Genomic DNA, 16,935 nt, shown 5'->3' on the forward strand with positions numbered 1-16,935 from the left:
TGATTGGTGGTTACGATGCGTCTGTCGCGGTATTTTTTGCCTATTCTGAAGGAAAACCCCAAGGAGGCGGAAATCGTCTCCCACAGGCTGATGCTGCGCTCGGGCATGATCCGTCAACAGTCGGCCGGCATCTATTCCTGGCTGCCGATCGGTCTGAAGGTTCTCAACAAGGTCTGCGATATCATTCGTGAAGAGCAGAACCGCGCGGGCGCCAATGAAATCCTGATGCCGACCATCCAGTCCGCAGACCTGTGGCGCGAAAGCGGTCGCTACGATGCCTATGGCAAGGAAATGCTGCGCATTCAGGACCGTCAGGAGCGCGATATGCTCTTTGGTCCGACCAATGAGGAAATGGTCACCGACATTTTCCGCTCCTATGTGCGCTCCTACAAGGATCTGCCGCTCAATCTCTACCACATCCAGTGGAAGTTCCGCGACGAAGTGCGCCCGCGTTTCGGCGTCATGCGTTCGCGCGAATTTCTGATGAAGGATGCCTATTCGTTCGACCTCGATTATGAGGGCGCGAAAATGGCTTACTACCGCATGTTCGTGTCTTATCTGCGCACTTTTGCACGTGTTGGCCTGCAGGCCATCCCGATGCGCGCCGATACGGGACCGATTGGCGGCGACCTCAGCCACGAATTCATTATTCTGGCCGAAACCGGCGAAAGCCAGGTTTTCTGCGACAAGGCCTATCTCGATCTGACCGTGCCGGGCGCGGACACCGATTTCCGCAACGATGCGCAGCTGACCGATATCGTCAATCGCTGGACGACGCCTTATGCGGCAACCGACGAAATGCACGACGAAGCCGACTGGTCCAAGGTGAAGCCGGAAGATCAGGTCTCGGCCCGTGGCATCGAAGTGGGGCACATCTTCCATTTCGGCACGAAATATTCCGAACCGATGGGCGCGAAAGTGCAGGGCCCGGATGGCAAGGAACATCTGGTTTCCATGGGTTCCTACGGCATCGGTCCGTCGCGCCTCGTCGCGGCTGCCATCGAAGCCTTCCACGACGATGCGGGCATCATCTGGCCGAAAGCCATCGCGCCGTTCGGTGCCGGTATCGTCAATATGAAGCCGGGCGACGAAGGCTGCGACGCTGTAAGCGAGAAGATCTACGAAGCGCTGACCAATGCAGGCGTCGATCCTCTGCTGGACGACACGGATGACCGTCCGGGTGCAAAGTTCGCCACGATGGACCTGATCGGCCTGCCGACGCAGGTGATCGTTGGCCCGCGTGGCGTTGCCGCCGGTGAAGTCGAAATCAAGGATCGCAAGACCGGTGAACGCCAGAGCCTGAGCGTTGAAGCTGCGATCAATCTGTTGACGGCAGAAGCATGAGCAGCGCGGCGGCAGCAAAATCCGGGGATCAGACAAAGGCAGCTCAAAAGGCTCCGAAGTCAGGTCCATTCTCGGCTTTCGAACGGATGATCGCTTGGCGATATCTGCGCGCGCGCCGCCGCGAGACTTTTATCTCGGTCATTGCCGGTTTTTCGTTTACCGGCATCATGCTGGGCGTGGCGACCCTCATCATCGTCATGGCGGTGATGAACGGTTTCCGTGCCGAGCTTCTTTCGCGAATTCTCGGCATCAATGGCCATCTCATCATGCAGCCGATTGATCGTCCGCTGGATGATTATGCCGATCTCATCAAGCGGATCGACGGTATTTCCGGCATCAGGTTCGCCATTCCCGTGGTGGAAGGGCAGGCGCTCGTCCAGGGGAATATCGGCGCAGGAACGGGTGCACTGGTGCGCGGTCTTCGTGAAGAGGATCTCGACAAGCTCAAGCTCGTTTCAGGCAATATTCGCCAGGGCACGCTTCAGGGCTTCGATCAGGGCGGCGGCGTCGCCATCGGAACCCGCATGGCCGAAAATCTCGGCCTTTCAATCGGCGATACGCTACGGGTGATTTCGCCGGATGGCGATGTGACCCCGTTCGGCGTCAATCCGCGCGTGAAGGCCTATCCGATTGTCGCGATCTTCGAGATCGGCATGTCGGAATACGACTCGTCGATTGTCATGATGCCGCTGTCCGAGGCGCAGCTTTTCTTCAATCAGGAAGGCAAGGTGCAATCGCTTGAAATCTTTGTCGATAATCCCGACAAGGTGGATGCGATGCGCGCGCCGGTGGAAGAGGCAGCGGGACGTCAGCTCTCGCTTGTCGACTGGCGCCAGCGCAATCAGACTTTCTTCTCGGCGCTGGAAGTCGAGCGCAATGTCATGTTCATGATCCTGACGCTGATCGTGCTCGTGGCGGCGCTGAACATCATTTCCGGCCTTATCATGCTGGTGAAGGACAAGGGGCACGATATCGCAATCCTGCGAACCATGGGCGCAACCCGTGGCGCCGTAATGCGCATATTCCTGATGACGGGTGCTGCCATCGGCGTCACCGGCACCATAGCCGGTGTTGTTCTGGGCGTTGTCGTCTGCCTCAATGTCGAGCGCCTGCGGGAGTTCTTCTCGTGGCTCTCGGGAACCACGCTCTTCAATCCGGAACTTTACTTCCTGAGCCAGTTGCCTGCGAAGATGGACCCCGGCGAAACGATTTCCGTTATCGTCATGGCTCTGGTGCTTTCGTTCATTGCCACCATTTTCCCGGCCTGGCGCGCTGCCAAGCTCGATCCGGTCGAAGCATTGAGGTACGAATAAATGGCGGCTGAAATCATCATGCGGCTGGAGCGTGTCGGCCGCGCCTATAAGGAAGCCGACCGCGAACTGGTCATTCTGAAGGATGCCGATTTCACACTTCGTCGTGGCGAAATGGTTGCGCTTGTCGCGCCATCGGGCGCGGGCAAGTCGACATTGCTGCACACGGCAGGCCTGCTGGAGCGTCCCGACAACGGAGACGTTTTCTTGGATGGGCGTTCCTGCAGCAAATTGTCCGATGATGAGCGCACGGCCGTGCGCCGCAACGACGTCGGTTTTGTTTATCAGTTCCACCATCTTCTGCCGGAATTTTCCGCGCTGGAGAATGTGATGATGCCGCAGATGATCCGCGGCCTGTCCAGGAAGGCAGCAGCAGAGCGTGCGCAGCAGCTTCTTGAATATATGAAGATCGGCAAGCGCGCTTCGCATCGCCCGTCGGAACTGTCCGGCGGTGAACAACAGCGCGTCGCCATTGCCCGCGCCGTTGCCAACGCGCCGCTCGTTCTTCTGGCGGATGAACCGACCGGCAACCTCGATCCAACGACATCGTCTTACGTCTTCGGAGCTCTTGAGGCTCTCGTGCGTCAGTCGGGGCTTGCGGCTCTGATCGCGACCCATAATCACGAACTCGCCCGCCGCATGGACCGGCGCGTCACGCTGAAGGACGGCAAGGTCGTCGATCTGTAAGCCTTTCAGGTCACAGCAGCACCTCATCCCGAGGAGCCGCCACAGGTGGCGTCTCGAAGGGCGAGGTGCGGTTCCGCTGCCTGCGCGTTCCGGTTTGCTCGAACAGGACCTCTGCTCCACCCATTTGTTCTGACGTGCGTTTGATCGGGCGGTATAGGCTTGCAGGACCATATTCCCGTACAAGTGTCTTGGCGTTCGGGGTGGTCTTGGAAGCGCTCCCAGCACCTCATCCTGAGGAGCCGCCACAGGTGGCGTCTCGAAGGGCGAGGTGCGTCTCCGCCTGAATATGGCGCGTTCGTTCCCCGCTCACGCAGCCAGCGTCTGCGGTTGTATATTCACTATTCGTAAACCCTAAAATGAATGGCGGGCTAGAACGGGTGTTGACTTTGGAACAAAAATAGAACAAAAAATAAACATACGTGAACACAGAGGAGTTTCCAACATGACCGATCTCGTCCACGACGTTCTGTCTTTCATTTCGGTAAGCCTGTTTATTGCAACTTTCGCCATCTGGGTGAGTGCGATCTGAAGGAAATAGAGCATGTCTCCCAAAAGTGGGAACCGATCTTGGGATATAGACATGCGTGAAAACAATAGGTCATTTCCGATGACCCCGGAAAAATTGGAGATGCTCTGGCTGGTTCTTGTGAACCCGCTGCAAGGTGGCGATAGTCTTACTGGACATCGCCATATCATTCCCCGAAACTGATGCTATCAGGCGACAGAGTCGCCAGCCGCGATGGGCCATGCGTGTGGCCCATCTTGCAAGCAATGTGCTATCAGGCGGCTACTGCATCGGCCCGAAAATCGGAATCGGTTTTCGGAAAGCGTGATGCTTGGATTTAGAGCGCCGGATGTATGTCCATCCGGGCGGCTCAGCAGATGATCGGGGTCGATGGAATGAGTGACGTAGCAGCAGGTAATGCAGCAAAAGACGGTGCTTTGACGCCACGTTTTGTGCACCTGCGGGTACACTCGGCCTATTCCTTGCTGGAAGGCGCATTGCCGCTCGGCAAGATCATCAAACAGGCGATTGCCGACGAGGCGCCGGCTATCGCAGTCACCGACACCAATAATCTGTTCGGTGCGCTTGAATTTGCGCAGAAGGCATCGAAAGACGGGCTGCAACCCATCATCGGTTGTCAGGTCGATATCGCCTTCGGCGATCACAATGATAATGGCCGCAGCGTCAATCGCCGTGTCGCGCTGGACCTCGCTCCAGTTGTGCTGCTGGCTGCAACGGAAGAGGGCTATGCGAATATCGTGCGGCTCGTCAGTCGCGCGTTTCTGGAAACACCGGCAGGTGATCCGGTGCATGTCGAAGCAAGCTGGCTGCCACCATTGTCGAAAGACGTCATTGTTCTTTCCGGCGGCGCATTGGGACCAATCGGTCGCGCTTTTGCCGCCGACCGTCCCGACAGGGCAGAGGCGCGACTTGCTTTCCTGCGTGAAGCCTTTGGTGACCGGCTTTATGTCGAATTGCAGCGTCAGGCAGGTTACGACCGTGCGCTGGAAGCAAAGACCGTCGCGCTTGCCTATGAGATGGATCTGCCTCTGGTGGCCACCAACGAGGCTTTCTTTCTCAAGGCGGAAGATTTCGAAGCTCACGATGCGCTTCTTGCCATCGCGGAAGGCCAGATTCTCTCAAACGATGATCGCCGCCGCCTGACGCCGGACCATCACATGAAAAGCCGTGCGGAAATGGCTGCGCTTTTTGCCGATCTGCCGGAAGCGCTCGACAACACCGTCGAAATTGCAGAGCGTTGCAGTTGGTACACGCAGACCCGTGCACCGATCCTGCCACGGTTTACCGGCGAATCCGATGACGCGGAGGCCGCCGTTCAGGAGGAAGCCGACGAGCTGGCGCGGCAGGCCCGCGAAGGCCTGAAGATGCGCCTGGAGACCGTCGGTCTCGCAGAAGGCTATACGACAGAGCAATATGCCGAGCGTCTCGAATACGAGATCGGCATCATCACCCGCATGAAGTTCCCGGGCTACTTCCTGATCGTTGCGGACTTTATCAAATGGGCGAAAGCCCATGGCATTCCGGTCGGGCCGGGCCGTGGCTCGGGTGCCGGTTCGCTCGTCGCCTATGCGCTGACGATTACCGACGTCGATCCTTTGCGGTTCTCGCTGCTTTTCGAACGCTTCCTCAACCCGGATCGCGTTTCGATGCCCGACTTCGATATCGACTTCTGTCAGGACCGCCGTGAAGAGGTGATCCGCTATGTGCAGGGAAAGTACGGGCGGGATCAGGTAGCCCAGATCATCACATTCGGAACCCTGCAGGCACGCGCTGTGCTGCGCGATGTCGGTCGCGTTCTGGAAATGCCTTACGGTCAGGTCGATCGTCTCTGCAAGCTGGTGCCGCAAAACCCGGCCAATCCAGTGTCACTGGCACAAGCCATCGACACAGAACCGAAGATCAATGAGGAACGTGAGAAAGAGCCGGTGGTCGGACGGCTGCTGGATATGGCTCTCAAGCTTGAAGGGCTTTACCGCCACGCCTCGACCCATGCCGCCGGTATCGTGATCGGTGACCGTCCGCTGTCGGAACTGGTCCCGATGTATCGCGATCCGCGTTCCGACATGCCTGTCACCCAGTTCAACATGAAATGGGTCGAGCAGGCGGGACTGGTCAAGTTCGATTTTCTTGGTCTCAAGACGCTGACCGTTCTTGAAACGGCGGTCAAACTGGTAGCGCGCAAGGGCGTTGAGATTGACCTATCCCATGTGCCGCTCGACGACGAACTGACCTATGAGATGTTGTCGCGCGGCGAAACCGTCGGCGTGTTCCAGGTGGAAAGTGCGGGTATGCGCAAGGCGCTGCTCGGTATGCGCCCGGACCGGATCGAAGATATCATCGCGCTTGTGGCGCTTTATCGTCCTGGTCCGATGGAGAACATCCCGACCTATAATGCGCGCAAGAACGGTGAGGAGGAGATTGCCTCCATTCACCCGAAGATCGATCACCTGATCAAGGAAACGCAGGGCGTTATCGTCTATCAGGAACAGGTGATGCAGATCGCACAGGTGCTTTCCGGCTATTCGCTCGGGGAAGCTGACCTTTTGCGTCGCGCCATGGGCAAGAAGATCCGCGAGGAAATGGACAAGCAGCGCGTCCGCTTCGTGGATGGCGCGATTGAGGGCGGTGTCGACAAGGCGCAGGCCAACATGATCTTCGATCTGCTGGCCAAGTTCGCTGACTACGGCTTCAACAAGTCGCACGCCGCCGCCTATGCCATCGTGTCCTACCAGACGGCCTATATGAAGGCCCATTATCCAGTCGAGTTCATCGCCGCGTCGATGACCTACGATATGTCGAACACCGACAAGCTCAACGATTTCCGCCGCGAGGCGAACCGTTTGGGCATTGAGGTCGTGCCGCCTTCGGTGATGACGTCCTTCCGTCCGTTTGAAGTCGGCGAAAAGCAGATTTTTTATTCGCTTGCCGCCATCAAGGGCGTCGGCGAGGCCGCCGTCGATCATATTGTCGATGTGCGCGCCGAGAAACCTTTTGAAAGCCTTGAGGATTTCTGCGAGCGGGTCGATCCGCGCATCGTCAACCGGCGCGTGCTGGAAAGTCTCATCAATGCCGGTGCGATGGATTGTTTCGGTCGTGAGCGCCCGGCCATGAGTGCGGGCATGGACCGCATCATGGGCTTTGCCCAGCGCACGCAGGAAAATGCCGCAAGCGGTCAGTCCGATATTTTTGGTTTGTCAGGCGCTCCGAAGGAAACGCTTATCCTGCCGCAGGCGGCTCCCTGGCTGCCATCGGAAATGCTGCATCGGGAGTTTCAGGCGGTCGGCTTCTATCTGTCAGCCCACCCGCTCGATGAATATCGCGATGTGCTGAACCGCATGCGTGTTCAAAGCTGGGCAGATTTTTCAGCAGCCGTGAAACGCGGCGCCAATGCCGGTCGTCTCGCGGGCACCGTGACTGCTCGGCAGGAGCGCAAGACACGCACCGGCAACAAGATGGGTATCGTGCAATTGTCCGATGCCAGCGGCCAGTTCGAAGCGGTGCTGTTTTCAGAAGGGCTGGCGCAATATCGCGACCTTCTGGAGAGCGGCAAGTCGGTGGTGATCACGGTTCAGGCGGAAAACCGTCCTGAAGGTATAGGCTTGCGTATCCAGACGGTCCAGTCGCTTGAAGATGAGGCCTGCCGTATGCAGAAGGCGTTGCGGCTTTACCTGCGCTCGGCCGATGCGGTTCGTCATATCGCACCGCATTTCAACACGCGCGGCGACGGGCAGGTGAGCCTCATCGTCATCAAGGATAACGGTCAGCGTGAAGTCGAGATCGAGCTGCCGCATCGCTATCGCGTCAGTCCGCAGATCGCCAGCGCCATGAAAGCCATTCAGGGCGTCGTGGATGTGGAACTGGTGTGAGTGAGAGCGCCGATCTGATTGAGGCAAAACGGAGGCGAACCCGTTTTGCGGTCTTTTTACGCGAAAAACCGGTGGTGATGTGCGTATTTCACCACCGATTTTGCGGCGAACGCCTGTCGAAAACATGGCGTTTTTGTGATTGGCATCAGTAGGCGGCTGTGAAACGCTTGCGAATGTGCTGGCTCTTTTCAGCCTCATCCAGAATGGCGACGGCCAGATCAGCAACTGAAATCTTGCTTTCACCCTTGTCGTCGAAAACCGGTTCGTCGTTGCCGAGACGATATTTCCCGGTGCGTTCGCCCGGCTGAAGAATGATCGCCGGTGACACGAATGACCATTCCAGTTCTTTCTCACCGCGCAGGTCGTCGAGTGCCTGACGGGCGCCGAGCGCGCCTTCCTTCCATTCGGCAGGGAATTCCGGCGAGTCGACCAACTGGTTACCATTGATCGAAAGGCTACCTGCGCCGCCGACTGCTATAAGACGCTTGATGCCTGCTTTTTTGGTGGCTTCCGTGATGGAACGGCTGCCGTTGATGTGCTTTTCGCGGATGTCCTTGTCGCTCCAGCCCGGATTGTAGGCGGAAATCACGATGTCATGCCCTGCAAGCTGCTTTGCAAGCGCGTCGGTATCGAACACGTCGGCCTTTACCGCCATCACATCAGGCAGTTTTTCGACTTTCTCCGGATGACGAACGAGTGCAGTAACCTTGCCGCCGCGTGCAGCAGCTTCCTTGAGGATTGCAGCGCCTACGAAACCCGTTGCGCCGATCAGTGCGATCTTGGTCATGGCATTCTCCTTTTTTCGACCTTCTCGTATCAAACGAATTAAGGTATGTTTCATAATCAGGTTATTTCTGATAACTACATATGTGATGCCATCATGCTTGTGAAGAACGCACTTTTACATGAGCAGGATACACCGAAGTAACCGCTTCAAAGGCAAGTGTTCAGAGATGCTCCGGTCGAAACAGAACGATGAAGCTGCTCTAACTAATTGTTTTTACAAATGTTATGACGCGTGGCTGATGCGTAATCTGGTGAAAATCTCTAACTTGACCGATGGAGAAAACGCCGGTCTGCCAACCGGTTTTTGTGGAGAAAAAGATGACAATACCGACGCGCCCTGACGGGAAAACACCTTTGCTTTCGTCGACACCTGCCTTCGAAAACGATGGTGACGGTTCTTGCCCGATCCGTGAAGTGCTGGATCGGGTTGGCGACACGTGGAGCATTCTCGTCATTTTCAATCTTCAGGAAGGCTCGATGCGTTTCAATGCGTTGCGACGGACCATTGAGGGTATTTCACAGCGCATGCTGACCGTTACGCTACGATCGCTGGAGCGGGATGGCCTCGTGTCTCGACGTGTGCGCCCGACTTCTCCGCCCGAAGTGGAGTATTCGCTGACTGAACTTGGACACTCTCTTGCTGTGCCTATCGACGTGCTGGGGCAATGGGCCGTCAGGAACCGCGATTTTCTTCGCGACGCCCGCTCACGTTTTGATGGAAGCATTGAATAAAAAGGAACCGGCCTTAGTCCGTTTGCGTTTGTCTTTCAAACAGGAGAAGTCTGATGCCCGCGAAATCCCAGGCCCAACAGAAAGCCGCTGGCGCTGCGCTTGCTGCCAAACGCGGTGAAATCAAGAAAAGCGAACTCTTCGGTGCGTCGAAGGAAATGTATGAATCGATGACCGAGAAGGAACTAGAGGAATTTGCCGAGACAAAGCGCAAAGGCTTGCCGGAACACGTAGATGACAAGAAAAAACACTGAATAGAATTGGCGAGCGCCGTCGGGCACTCGCCGCATTGGCCAGATGGTTACTTGCCAGATTTGTTCGGAGCCAGCTCGATTGCTTTCAGCTTGCCATCGGTAATGCCGCAGCGCAGCGTGACGCTATCCCATTTTGTTGATGCGCCTTTGGTTCGTGCTTCACCGGGAACCGAGATGACAGCCGAAACCTTGCGTGGATCGCTGGTGCTGAATTTCGCAGACTTATCATTGGTTTCTGCCGAAGAGATGTCATCTTTGGTGAAGCCGAGACGATCATATTTTTTACTTTTCTTGACGTAATCATAAGCGCTGGCAACGCAATCCGCGACCTGTGGAGCCGCTTGCTGATCCTTCACGAGTGTCTGATAGTTGCCCGTAAAATCCTTCGATCTTTTCGGGACGGAATCTGCATTCGCGGCGGTGGTGAAGCCCAGTGCTAAAATTGCAGAAATTATAAACTTGGTCGATTTCATGCCCATGTCCTTCTGGAAACCCGTCGCTCGGTGGCGGGCGGCGGAATTGAATCGATAATGAAATAGAGACTACAGACGCGATTCTGATTTTTTTATGAATTTCCAACGGTTACGACGATATCTTATTGGCAGATGCGCGCAAGACAGGATTTGCCGTGGCAGCCTTGGTCGAGATGCATGTTGGTGCGATGTGCGGCATCACCGTCCGGGCCGATTACCGTCATGAAAAGCTTGCAGCTCGCGCTATGCACGGCGCGCCAGAAAGCCTTCTCCTTGTCGGTGCCGTTCCAGCCGCTTTCCAGTTCCGTCTTGCTGCCATCCGAAAACTTGAACGACATGATGTCGAGCGCGTTGGCAAAGGCGTGTTCGGAAACGCGTCCTGTGGACGCGCCGTTGACCTTCCGGCACTGGTAGTCCGAGCCGGTGCCGATTTCAGCGATTTTCGAATCCGGTCCATAAACATCTTTGGCTGCCTTGGTCACCTCGCTGCTCCACTGCGCCAGCGTGACCGCCATTGCGCAATTTGTGGTGACGGCATTGGCAAATTTCAAAGGGGCGTCCTTGCCAATGGCGGTCAGTGACAACGGAGAGTGAGCGCCGCATTGTTCGCCATCCTTGATCGGAGGCAGCAGCTTGCCCTCTACATCGCCGGATATCAGCGCCGGGCAGGATACCTGATAGACGCGCTCGTCCTTTTCCGGCTTTGGCTGTTGATCGGGGGCGGGTTTCGTTTCTTGCAGTTTTTCGTCCATCGGCTTCGGATCATCAGCCGGTTTTGGCGGGTCTGCCTGGGTCGGGGTTGTAGGAGCAGGCTTGGCCAGCGGTTGATTTTGGGGTTCTGCCTCCGGCTTTTCCGTTGGAATGGGTGGAGTTTCCGGTTCTGCCCCCTTGGTTGCTGTATTTTCCGGGCGAGGGGCAGGCGTCGGAACGGGTATCATGGGAGCAGGTTTGGTTTCGGCTTTTGCCGGAGCGCTTTCAGATTGCGTTGCCGTTTGCTGTTTCGAAGCCGGTTTCTTTTGGCTGCGCTTTACCGCCGGGCGTTTGCGATGCTGTTTTGCCTTTTGGGCGTCCTGTTTCAGGATGCGTTCGATGAAAGTTTGCGCCTGTGCTTGATTGGAATCGATGCCTAAAAAACACGGCATCGCAACAAGGCCCAAGGCAATCAGAGCGGTGAATGCACCCTTGCCGGGCAGGAAAAAAGACAAAGCCATTGATGCCTCATGAATTGCGGATCCGTCATGACTAATGATGAAACAGGCGATGGCGTTCCTTCACGCTTGATGGCAGGTCGTAGCAAATGGTAGGAAACACCCTCAGCGGTCCGGTTTTTCAGGCTTTTTCGACTACTTGAGCTTGACAAGATAACAGCTGCATGACTAAAAGCCGCCCATCGCTGGCGCGTTCTCGCACCGGCGTTTCATTTGACGTGTCCCGTGGATGAAGATTGCGCTCGCGCGCTTCATCCTGTCAGTCCTCTCAAACGGAGGGCAGAGGAGGGCGCGTTTCCTCCAGCGCCTCCGGGCGCTATAACCTTTTGAAGGAAATGCGATGAGCAAGCGCGAATCCGCTAAGTACAAAATTGATCGCCGTCTTGGCGAAAACATCTGGGGCCGTCCGAAGTCCCCTGTAAACCGCCGTGAATATGGCCCGGGCCAGCACGGCCAGCGCCGCAAGGGCAAGCTGTCGGACTTCGGTGTACAGCTCCGCGCAAAGCAGAAGCTCAAGGGCTTCTACGGCGATATCTCCGAAAAGCAGTTCCGCAAGACCTACGAAGAAGCCGCTCGCCGCAAGGGCGACACCGGTGAAAACCTGATCGGTCTGCTGGAATCGCGTCTTGACGCAGTTGTGTATCGCGCCAAGTTCGTTCCGACGATCTTTGCTGCCCGCCAGTTCATCAATCACGGCCACGTGAATGTGAATGGTCGCCGCGTCAACGTTCAGTCCTACCGCCTGAAGACCGGTGACGTTGTTGAAGTTCGCGAAAAGTCGAAGCAGCTGGTTATCGTTCTCGAAGCTGTTCAGCTCGCAGAACGTGATGTTCCGGATTACATCGAAGTCGACCACAACAAGCTGGTTGCGACGTACTCCCGCGTTCCGACCCTGACGGATGTGCCTTACGCTGTCCAGATGGAACCGAACCTGGTCGTCGAATTCTATTCGCGTTAATTCCAGGCGCGCTCTGGCGCGCTGGATATGTGCCGAAATCGAAAAGCCGCGCTGTACTGCAGCGCGGCTTTTTCTTTGCTTTTATCCCGGCACTTTGGCTATGGGGCCAGGAGGGCCGAGCGTATCGTCAATCTGCCGGTCGGAATGATATGTGGCGCAGGCCGACAACAATGCTCCAATGAATAACAGTAAGGACAGTTTTCGGAGCGCGATGATGTGCGGCTTTCGCCGAAGAACACTTATAGAACCAACATACTGAGCCATAGATATCTCATCCGTGAATGCCTGCATGAGTTCTAGAGCAAAAGGCAGCTGCAAACACTCATACATTTTTGCTGGCAAACGGTGGTCGACGTGTGCTGATGCACGCAATCATAAAGAAATCTTGTTTGACGGTTTTCCCGACAGCCAGTTTTCGCTATTAAGCCTTCAACATCTTCAATCGTTTTTCCGGGAAGCACCATGAACGCTTTCGATCCAGATATTGCAGAAGACGCGGGCAGCGATGGCTGTCACCCGCTATTCCGCGATGTGCCGACCACGGTCGAGTTCAACAAGCTGCGTAAACGTCTTTTGCGTTTGACGCGGCAGGCTATCGAGGATTTCTCGATGGTGAAGCCCGGCGAGCGCTGGATGGTCTGCCTTTCGGGTGGCAAGGATTCCTATGGCCTGCTTGCGCTGCTGCTCGATCTCAAATGGCGCGGCCTGCTGCCGGTTGAGCTGCTGGCGGTCAATCTGGATCAGGGGCAGCCGAACTTTCCCAAGCACATTCTGCCGGATTTCCTCAATCGTTATGAAATCGAACACCGTATCGAATATCAGGATACCTATTCGATTGTGACCGATAAGCTGCCTGAAACCAGCACCTATTGCTCGCTCTGCTCGCGTTTGCGCCGGGGGAATCTCTATCGCATCGCGCGTGAAGAGGGCTGTTCGGCGATTGTTCTTGGCCATCACCGGGAAGATATTCTCGAAACCTTCTTCATGAACCTGTTTCACGGCGGGCGTCTGGCTGCGATGCCGCCGAAGCTGTTGAACGACGAAGGAGACCTGATGGTGTTCCGTCCGCTGGCTTATGCGGCGGAGGACGATCTGGAGAAATTTGCGACGGCCATGCAGTTTCCGATCATTCCATGCGACCTGTGCGGCAGTCAGGAAGGGCTGCAGCGCAATGCGATGAAAGCCATGCTGACCGACATCGAAAAGCGTATGCCGGGGCGCAAGGACACGATGATCCGTGCCATGACGAATGTGCGTCCGAGCCATTTGCTGGATCGCAAACTGTTCGATTTTGCAGGACTGATGCTGAATGGCGAGGGAGAGGGTGACCATGCGGTTTGACGAAGGACAGATGGACTGGCTGGCCGATTTGCTGGCAGATGCGGCGCGTCAGGAAATCATGCCCCGGTTTCGCAGGCTGGACGTCGGTGATATCCGGCAGAAGACGTCACCCGCCGATCTGGTGACGGAAGCGGATGTCAATGCTGAACGGTTCATCACTGCCAAGCTCAAGGAACGCTTTGCCGATGCGGTGATCGTCGGTGAGGAAGCCTGCTCGGACAATCCGGCTTTGCTGACCGGCCTCGATGATGCGGAGCTTGCCTTCACAATCGATCCGGTCGATGGCACTTTCAACTTTGCATCTGGTGTTCCGCTCTTTGGTGTCATGCTTGCGGTGGTGTTGAAAGGCGAAACCGTTGCGGGTATCATTCATGACCCCGTCGGTAATGACTGGATCATGGCTTCAAAGGGAGGCGGAAGCTACATCCGCCACGCCAATGGAGATGTGAGCAAGGTCGGCGTTGCCGAACCGACTTCTATCAACCAGATGACCGGTTCGATTTCCTGGCAGTATACGGCTGAGCCGACACGGTCGCGTCTGGCGCGTAATCATACGAAATTTCTGTCCCAGATCGGCTATCGCTGTGCAGCGCACGAATATCGCATCCTCGCCACAGGCGGCGCGCATTTCGTGGTCTACAACAAGCTGATGCCGTGGGATCATCTGCCCGGTGCGCTGATCCATCAGGAAGCCGGTGGCTATCTCGCGCGCTGGGATGGAAGCGATTATCTGCCGTCACATACCGGCGGCGGCATTCTGGCTGCGCCCAGCAAGGACAGCTGGCAATCCATTCACGCCGCGCTCTGGGAAGAATAAAACCGTCAGAGTATTATCCAATACGAAAGGCCCGCTACATCGGCGGGCCTTCATTGTTTTGGCATCGCGAAATCGATCAGATCACGTGTTCTGCGGGCGGGTTTTGCACCCTGAACAACCGTCCGCGTTCGGCTATCAAAACGCAGCCGAGCGCGACGAATCCGAGCACGCAATAGCCGGTTGCAACCGGCGTTGTGGTGCCGTCAAAGGCCTGACCGATAATCGCGCCCAATGCTGCACCGATCACCGTTTGAGCAAAGCCCAGAACGGACGAGGCTGTTCCGGCTACTTCGCCGAGAGGCTCCATCGCCAGTGCGTTGAAATTGGCGGTCACGAGGCTGAACGAGAACATGATGGTCATGTAGATCGCCATCAGGATCGGGAAGGGAACAGGGCCTTCCATCGTGACCGAAAGTACCATCCACAAAAGGCTGAAGCTGGTGAAGACCAGCAACATGGTCTGGGAAATTCGCCGCATACCGTAACGACCGACCAGGCGCGAGTTCATGAACGAGGCGAGCGCCAGCGTCATGGCGACGGCAGCGAAAGCCAATGGGAACAAGGCGCCGAGCTTGTAGATGTCGACGAAAATCTGCTGAGCCGAGTTGATATAGCCGAACAGCGCGCCGAGAATGAACGAGGTGCCGAGCATATAAAACAGGGCGACGCGGTTCGAAAGAACGATGCCGAAACCGCCAATCACGCTCTTGACCGTCAGCGGGCGCCGGTTGGTAGCAGGCAGGGTCTCGGGCAGGCGAAGAAACGCCCAGATACCGATGACAAATGCCATGAAAGCCATTGACAGAAAGATCAGGTGCCATTCGCCGAAAAGCATGATGAGCTGGCCGGTTGCGGGCGCAACAACGGGCAGGATCATGAAAACCATCATGACGAGCGACATGACCTCGGCCATCTGACGCCCGGCGAACTTGTCGCGAACGACGGATACGGCGATCACGCGCGTGGCAGCAGCGCCAAGCCCCTGCAAGACACGCAGGATGATAAGCGTCGTGAAATCGGTGACGATGGCCGCTCCCAGAGCTGCCAGAATATAAATGACGAGCCCGGCGAACAGCGGCAGCCTGCGGCCGAAGCGGTCGCTCAAGGGGCCGTAGAAGAGCTGCGAAACGCCAAACCCGAGCAGATAGGCAGTGATCACGAACTGGACGTGGTTTTCCGACTGAACGCCGAGGCTTGCACCGATCTGCGGCAGGCCGGGCAGCATGATGTCGACCGCCAGCGCATTGATGGCCATGATCGCCGCGATGAGCGCGATGAATTCGCCGCGTCCACGCATGGAAGTCTTCTGGTCCGACGAACCGTTCTTGATGTCGAGCGGCATGACTGGCATTCCTTGGCAAAGTGGCGCATCGCGTCGCGAGACACGATACGAAAGACAAAATTTAGAAAGCAGAAGCAGACAGATGAAAATCTGTCGTTGCAGCATCTAGAGCATTTCCAGCAAAAGTGCGAAGCGGTTTTGCGTAGGATAATGCGACGGAAAAATACTTAGAGCGATTCCAGCGACTCCGTTTTAACTGGAACCGCTCTAGCAAATGCAAAAGGCGCCGTAGAACGGCGCCTTTGGAAAAGGTGAGGCTGAAGCCGTATAACCGGCAATTAATCCTCAAGCTGCCTTTGTGGCAATACCCTTATCGGTAAAAAGTGCCTGCAACTCGCTCGATTGGAACATTTCGCGTATGATATCGCAGCCGCCGACGAATTCGCCCTTTACATAAAGCTGAGGAATGGTTGGCCAGCTCGAATATTCCTTGATGCCCTGACGCAGTTCATCCGAAGACAGAACGTTGACGCCCTTATACTCCACACCGAGATAGTCGAGGATCTGCACGACCTGACCGGAGAAACCGCACTGCGGGAAACCCGGCGTGCCCTTCATGAAAAGCACGACGTCGTTGGTCTTCACTTCATTCGCGATGAAATCGTTGATGCCGGTCATTTGCGGTCCTTTCCAAGCATAACCCCGAAAAGTCGCCTGACTTTTCGGACAGGATTATGCGCTAAACAAATACGTCGAGGCAAATTTCGACGCAAACAGGGAGGTTTTTCCCAATATAGTCATTTGAATGCTGGTAACCACCCCGTTGGGGCGAATGCAAGTCAAATGCTCAAGAAATCCGTATCAAGGGGAGCTGCATCTTGCCGCAGCAGGATTTGCTCCTCGAGATGGGGCTCCCCCAGAACGGCCTTCCGTTATTCCGGTACGCTGGTCTGCAAGGCGAGTGCGTGCAGCACACCGCCCATATTACCCTTCAGCGCATCATAGACCATCTGGTGCTGCTGCACGCGGGACTTGCCGCGGAAACTTTCCGCGACAACCTCGGCGGCATAATGGTCTCCGTCTCCGGCAAGGTCGCGGATCGTCACCTTTGCGTCGGGAATCCCCTCGCGTATCAGTTTTTCGATCTCATGTGCGTCCATAGCCATGCAAAATCTCCCGCCGTTTCCGGCTTCTTCTTCTCATTTTATCGAATCGTAACGCACCATCGTGGAACGTCAACTAACATCTGTCTAACGCTTAAACAGCCGACAAGCAAACCGCCCGGACAGGGGTTCCATCCGGGCGGCAATTAGAGCATTTCCAGCAAAAATGCGAAGCGGCTTTGCGTCGGATA

General features: G+C 56.3%; 15 protein-coding genes. 9 read left to right on the top strand and 6 right to left on the bottom strand.

The window, feature by feature from the left end; translation table 11 throughout:
- The first annotated feature begins 15 nt into the window (after positions 1-15).
- The 4 genes from proS to dnaE all read left to right on the top strand — a co-directional run bounded on the left by proS (position 16) and on the right by dnaE (position 7,733).
- Positions 16-1,344 carry a proline--tRNA ligase gene (proS, locus tag LJ361_RS04615; RefSeq protein ID WP_043062174.1) on the top strand — a complete coding sequence of 443 codons (1,329 nt, stop codon included), beginning with the start codon at positions 16-18 and terminating at the stop codon, positions 1,342-1,344.
- Positions 1,341-2,657: a lipoprotein-releasing ABC transporter permease subunit gene (locus LJ361_RS04620; protein WP_151616348.1), complete on the top strand. Its 1,317-nt coding sequence runs from the start codon at positions 1,341-1,343 to the stop codon at positions 2,655-2,657. Before proS ends, LJ361_RS04620 begins: the two co-directional genes overlap by 4 nt.
- The gene (locus LJ361_RS04625; protein WP_010661189.1) at positions 2,658-3,341 is read left to right on the top strand and encodes an ABC transporter ATP-binding protein; all 684 of its coding nucleotides are present in this window, start codon (positions 2,658-2,660) and stop codon (positions 3,339-3,341) included.
- 900 nt (positions 3,342-4,241) lie between these two features.
- On the top strand, positions 4,242-7,733 hold the full coding sequence (dnaE, locus tag LJ361_RS04630; RefSeq protein ID WP_036586904.1) for a DNA polymerase III subunit alpha: 3,492 nt from the start codon (positions 4,242-4,244) through the stop codon (positions 7,731-7,733).
- A gap of 145 nt (positions 7,734-7,878) precedes the next feature.
- On the opposite strand, the gene LJ361_RS04635 is transcribed toward dnaE, so the two are convergent.
- On the bottom strand, positions 7,879-8,520 hold the full coding sequence (locus LJ361_RS04635; protein ID WP_226622191.1) for an NAD(P)-dependent oxidoreductase: 642 nt from the start codon (positions 8,518-8,520) through the stop codon (positions 7,879-7,881).
- 317 nt (positions 8,521-8,837) lie between these two features.
- Between LJ361_RS04635 and LJ361_RS04640 the strand changes: the two genes are divergently transcribed.
- Both LJ361_RS04640 and LJ361_RS04645 read left to right on the top strand, forming a co-directional pair.
- Positions 8,838-9,251, top strand: a complete 414-nt coding sequence (locus tag LJ361_RS04640; protein WP_029376244.1) for a winged helix-turn-helix transcriptional regulator — start codon at positions 8,838-8,840, stop codon at positions 9,249-9,251.
- A 53-nt stretch (positions 9,252-9,304) separates the two neighbouring features.
- Positions 9,305-9,502, top strand: coding sequence for a DUF3008 family protein (locus LJ361_RS04645; RefSeq protein ID WP_029925012.1), 198 nt, complete (start codon positions 9,305-9,307; stop codon positions 9,500-9,502).
- 47 nt (positions 9,503-9,549) lie between these two features.
- Here the strand turns inward: LJ361_RS04645 and bspC are convergent, their stop codons facing one another.
- Positions 9,550-9,975, bottom strand: coding sequence for a type IV secretion system effector BspC (gene bspC / locus LJ361_RS04650; protein WP_010661194.1), 426 nt, complete (start codon positions 9,973-9,975; stop codon positions 9,550-9,552).
- Positions 9,976-10,097: 122 nt separating this feature from the next.
- On the bottom strand, positions 10,098-11,117 hold the full coding sequence (locus tag LJ361_RS04655; protein ID WP_235907511.1) for an extensin family protein: 1,020 nt from the start codon (positions 11,115-11,117) through the stop codon (positions 10,098-10,100).
- A 406-nt stretch (positions 11,118-11,523) separates the two neighbouring features.
- Here LJ361_RS04655 and rpsD point away from each other — a divergent pair, with 406 nt between their 5' ends.
- The 3 genes from rpsD (at position 11,524) to LJ361_RS04670 (ending at position 14,299) form a co-directional block, all read left to right on the top strand.
- The gene (gene rpsD / locus LJ361_RS04660) at positions 11,524-12,141 is read left to right on the top strand and encodes a 30S ribosomal protein S4 (RefSeq protein ID WP_010661196.1); all 618 of its coding nucleotides are present in this window, start codon (positions 11,524-11,526) and stop codon (positions 12,139-12,141) included.
- 462 nt (positions 12,142-12,603) lie between these two features.
- Positions 12,604-13,482 (top strand): tRNA 2-thiocytidine(32) synthetase TtcA, encoded by an 879-nt coding sequence (gene ttcA / locus LJ361_RS04665; protein ID WP_012092244.1) that lies wholly within the window; start codon positions 12,604-12,606, stop codon positions 13,480-13,482.
- On the top strand, positions 13,472-14,299 hold the full coding sequence (locus LJ361_RS04670) for an inositol monophosphatase family protein (RefSeq protein ID WP_264812791.1): 828 nt from the start codon (positions 13,472-13,474) through the stop codon (positions 14,297-14,299). The genes ttcA and LJ361_RS04670 overlap by 11 nt, the downstream gene beginning before the upstream one ends.
- 76 nt (positions 14,300-14,375) lie before the next feature.
- Here LJ361_RS04670 and LJ361_RS04675 read toward each other — a convergent pair whose 3' ends face one another.
- The 3 genes from LJ361_RS04675 to LJ361_RS04685 form a co-directional block, all read right to left on the bottom strand.
- Positions 14,376-15,641 (bottom strand): multidrug effflux MFS transporter, encoded by a 1,266-nt coding sequence (locus tag LJ361_RS04675; RefSeq protein ID WP_010661200.1) that lies wholly within the window; start codon positions 15,639-15,641, stop codon positions 14,376-14,378.
- Positions 15,642-15,926: 285 nt separating this feature from the next.
- Positions 15,927-16,259 (bottom strand): Grx4 family monothiol glutaredoxin, encoded by a 333-nt coding sequence (gene grxD / locus LJ361_RS04680; protein WP_010661201.1) that lies wholly within the window; start codon positions 16,257-16,259, stop codon positions 15,927-15,929.
- A 254-nt stretch (positions 16,260-16,513) separates the two neighbouring features.
- Positions 16,514-16,747: a BolA/IbaG family iron-sulfur metabolism protein gene (locus tag LJ361_RS04685; protein WP_006466620.1), complete on the bottom strand. Its 234-nt coding sequence runs from the start codon at positions 16,745-16,747 to the stop codon at positions 16,514-16,516.
- Between the last annotated feature and the right edge of the window lie 188 nt (positions 16,748-16,935).

The organism is Brucella sp. JSBI001 (genome assembly GCF_026014005.1).
In the GTDB taxonomy this organism is placed as follows: Bacteria; Pseudomonadota; Alphaproteobacteria; order Rhizobiales; family Rhizobiaceae; genus Brucella; species Brucella anthropi.

What these genes read in the sequence shown, in the direction of transcription:
- bspC (WP_010661194.1), bottom strand. Translation starts at nt 9,975, where the DNA reads ATGAAATCGACCAAGTTTATAATTTCTGCAATTTTAGCACTGGGCTTC.
- LJ361_RS04640 (WP_029376244.1), top strand. Translation starts at nt 8,838, where the DNA reads ATGACAATACCGACGCGCCCTGACGGGAAAACACCTTTGCTTTCGTCG.
- LJ361_RS04685 (WP_006466620.1), bottom strand. Translation starts at nt 16,747, where the DNA reads ATGGCTATGGACGCACATGAGATCGAAAAACTGATACGCGAGGGGATT.
- LJ361_RS04670 (WP_264812791.1), top strand. Translation starts at nt 13,472, where the DNA reads ATGCGGTTTGACGAAGGACAGATGGACTGGCTGGCCGATTTGCTGGCA.
- dnaE (WP_036586904.1), top strand. Translation starts at nt 4,242, where the DNA reads ATGAGTGACGTAGCAGCAGGTAATGCAGCAAAAGACGGTGCTTTGACG.
- grxD (WP_010661201.1), bottom strand. Translation starts at nt 16,259, where the DNA reads ATGACCGGCATCAACGATTTCATCGCGAATGAAGTGAAGACCAACGAC.
- LJ361_RS04655 (WP_235907511.1), bottom strand. Translation starts at nt 11,117, where the DNA reads ATGCCGTGTTTTTTAGGCATCGATTCCAATCAAGCACAGGCGCAAACT.
- rpsD (WP_010661196.1), top strand. Translation starts at nt 11,524, where the DNA reads ATGAGCAAGCGCGAATCCGCTAAGTACAAAATTGATCGCCGTCTTGGC.
- LJ361_RS04645 (WP_029925012.1), top strand. Translation starts at nt 9,305, where the DNA reads ATGCCCGCGAAATCCCAGGCCCAACAGAAAGCCGCTGGCGCTGCGCTT.
- LJ361_RS04635 (WP_226622191.1), bottom strand. Translation starts at nt 8,520, where the DNA reads ATGACCAAGATCGCACTGATCGGCGCAACGGGTTTCGTAGGCGCTGCA.
- LJ361_RS04625 (WP_010661189.1), top strand. Translation starts at nt 2,658, where the DNA reads ATGGCGGCTGAAATCATCATGCGGCTGGAGCGTGTCGGCCGCGCCTAT.
- proS (WP_043062174.1), top strand. Translation starts at nt 16, where the DNA reads ATGCGTCTGTCGCGGTATTTTTTGCCTATTCTGAAGGAAAACCCCAAG.
- LJ361_RS04620 (WP_151616348.1), top strand. Translation starts at nt 1,341, where the DNA reads ATGAGCAGCGCGGCGGCAGCAAAATCCGGGGATCAGACAAAGGCAGCT.
- LJ361_RS04675 (WP_010661200.1), bottom strand. Translation starts at nt 15,641, where the DNA reads ATGCCGCTCGACATCAAGAACGGTTCGTCGGACCAGAAGACTTCCATG.
- ttcA (WP_012092244.1), top strand. Translation starts at nt 12,604, where the DNA reads ATGAACGCTTTCGATCCAGATATTGCAGAAGACGCGGGCAGCGATGGC.